Annotated in this window: 3 protein-coding genes; 2 read left to right on the top strand and 1 reads right to left on the bottom strand. The window is 54.5% G+C overall.

Going from position 1 to position 2,624, the window contains the following annotated elements:
- The coding region (gene eno, locus V6D20_08445; protein HEY9815810.1) for a phosphopyruvate hydratase at positions 1–359 on the bottom strand (359 nt) is incomplete at its 3' end.
- A 407-nt stretch (positions 360–766) separates the two neighbouring features.
- Here eno and gloA point away from each other — a divergent pair.
- Positions 767–1,201, top strand: a complete 435-nt coding sequence (gloA, locus tag V6D20_08440; protein ID HEY9815809.1) for a lactoylglutathione lyase — start codon at positions 767–769, stop codon at positions 1,199–1,201.
- Between the two features lie 136 nt (positions 1,202–1,337).
- Positions 1,338–2,462, top strand: coding sequence for an adenylate/guanylate cyclase domain-containing protein (locus V6D20_08435; GenBank protein ID HEY9815808.1), 1,125 nt, complete (start codon positions 1,338–1,340; stop codon positions 2,460–2,462).
- The last annotated feature ends 162 nt before the right edge of the window (positions 2,463–2,624 follow it).

Genomic DNA, 2,624 nt, shown 5'->3' with positions numbered 1-2,624 from the left:
GATACTGCCAGAATGGCATTTGCCCCTAGGTTGGACTTATTGGGCGAACCGTCTAGCGTTAGCATGGTGCGATCGATCAAGGTTTGGTTGAGAGCATCCAGACCCCGCAACTCGGCCGAAATCTTTTCCTCAACATTGATCACCGCCTTAATTACCCCTTTCCCCGAATAGCGATTCGGGTCGGCATCACGCAGTTCATGGGCTTCAAAGCTGCCGGTGGATGCGCCACTGGGCACCTGTGCCAGACCAACGGCCCCTCCTTTTAAATATACTTCGGCTTCAATAGTAGGGCGACCGCGAGAATCCAAAATTTCCCTAGCACGAATTCCTTTAATTTCTGTCTTACCAACTTCAAACATATGTCTTGTCGCCTCCGATCGCAAAGTTAGGATATCTCAGCGTTGCAGCATAAATACTAGCAGGTTCAGCAGAACTGATGAATTGGAACACACTACCTTTTCGCGAGATCACAGAATGAATTCATCTGTCTAGGTTGGCTATGATCCTGTGAAACCCAGAGCAGGCAAGCGATCGCGTAGAAATCTCGTCAATCAGGATGCTTGGCAATACTCCAGCCATACTTGTAGTAGCGCGTCTAGACTCTCTGCTCCAGAACAGCAGGGTCACTCGGAGGGTTGCGATTCGGAGGGTTGCGATTCGGAGGGTTGCGATGATGAGCATCCACTCCGTTAAGTCACTTGGGGTAGGCAAGATTTGAGTCCGTGTTTCACAATGGGGGAAAGCAGGATCCTAGGAGAGAAAAGCAATGCGGTTATTGCATACCATGCTGCGAGTTGGCAATTTAGATGAATCCCTACAGTTTTACTGCAACGTGTTGGGCATGACGCTGCTGCGCCGCAAGGACTATCCCGGCGGTGAGTTTACCCTAGCGTTTGTAGGCTATGGCGACGAGGCCGACCATACGGTGCTAGAACTCACCTACAACTGGGGCAAGGAAAAGTATGACCTGGGAGATGCCTATGGGCACATTGCCCTTGGTGTTGACGATATTTATGCCACCTGCGATGCCATTCGCGAACAGGGCGGTCAAATCGTGCGGGAGCCGGGGCCGATGAAGCATGGCTCGACGGTGATTGCCTTTGTTCAAGATCCTGATGGCTATAAGGTGGAGCTGATTCAACTGAGCAGCCGTGGGTCTAGCCAATCGGAGTCTTCAGAACCGCAACTGGCAGGACGTTAGGGGCGATCGCTCTTGGGGCGGTGGGTCATTCAATCAGCAAGATCACGTCGTCCCAGCGGTCAAGGTTACACATAGGGCGCATCTACCGTTGAGTTTTAGGTTGAGCTAATGACGGGATAAGGAGACGTGACAAGCCGTGCTAAACCTTTATAAACCCCGCCGTCAGATTATTGCTGAGGCGGTCTCGGTTCTGTCGTCCTATGGTGTCAGTCAAGAGGTGCGCGATCGCTTAACGGTGATCTTCGACGAACAGGGCGATCGGGAGCTGTATCGCGCCAATCCGCGCCTGCTGGCGGCCCATCTCCAGCTCCATGAACGCACCGCTCTACAACTTTTGGTGATGGCGCTGCGGGAAGGCCTGGTCACCCTCAACTGGGAGGTGGAATGTCCGGCCTGTGGTGGCATTGATCCAGCCCATCATCATCTCCACGAGCTGCGATCGCTCCACACCTGCCCCGCTTGTAAAACCATCCATGAAACCAATGCTGATGACCAAGTGCGGGTAACGTTTACCCTGGATGAACGCTTGCGCAAGCTCACGGCGGCAGCGGATGATCCAGACTTTCGCAACAAGATGGATCGACGCTATGGTCTGGTGTCGGCCCATCACATGTTGACCTTGCCCACCTTTAGGGAGCTTTTTCCCAAAGAAACCCTACCGCCCAACGAAAGCTTGCTGATTCGTCGGGTAGCCATCCTGTTTACCGACCTAGCCGGCTCCACCCAGCTCTACACTCGGCGGGGAGATACCCAGGCCTATGAGCTGGTGCATCGTCACTTTGACCTACTGTTTCGCATCGTGGATGAGCAGCGGGGTGCCGTGGTCAAAACCATTGGCGATGCCGTGATGGCAGCCTTCACCGAACCTTATCAGGCTCTACAGGCAGCGATCGCCATGCACAGCCAACTCAACCAGCTCAACCAAGACCTGGCCCTACCCCCAGACGATTGGCTACGGCTGAAAATTGGCATTGATGCTGGCCCCTGCGTGAGCGTCACCCTCAACGATCGCCTCGACTATTTTGGCACCACGGTCAACAGGGCCGCCCGCGTCCAAAACGCTAGCCATCCCGGTAGCATCACCATCACAGAGACCCTGCTTCAAGACATGGTAAGGGTGGACAACCTCAGAGGCTGGCAACGGCAGCAGCGAGCCCTCCGGCTTAAGGGCATTGATCATCCGGTCACCGTGTACGACCTCGCCCCTCCTCGGGGCTCTCAGGACAGTAGGTCAGGAACCTCCACCCATCGCCAAGCCTAGTTTTCAACGGGCTGGACTTCGTCTTCCCCTTCATATTTGTGGGCATAGGTTTGCAGCAGGGAGCTGATCTGCCCCAGCACATCGTCTTTTTTCTCTTCTTTGCGGATAACCTGACGTTCCGGGAAGAATTCCGGCTGGTCGAGGTTGCGAGAAATGCCTTCG

It is taken from the genome of Candidatus Obscuribacterales bacterium (genome assembly GCA_036703605.1).
Lineage (GTDB): Bacteria > Cyanobacteriota > Cyanobacteriia > RECH01 > RECH01 > RECH01.
The sequence above is the reverse complement of the archived record's forward strand: the minus strand, read 5'-3'. Positions and strand labels throughout refer to the sequence as shown.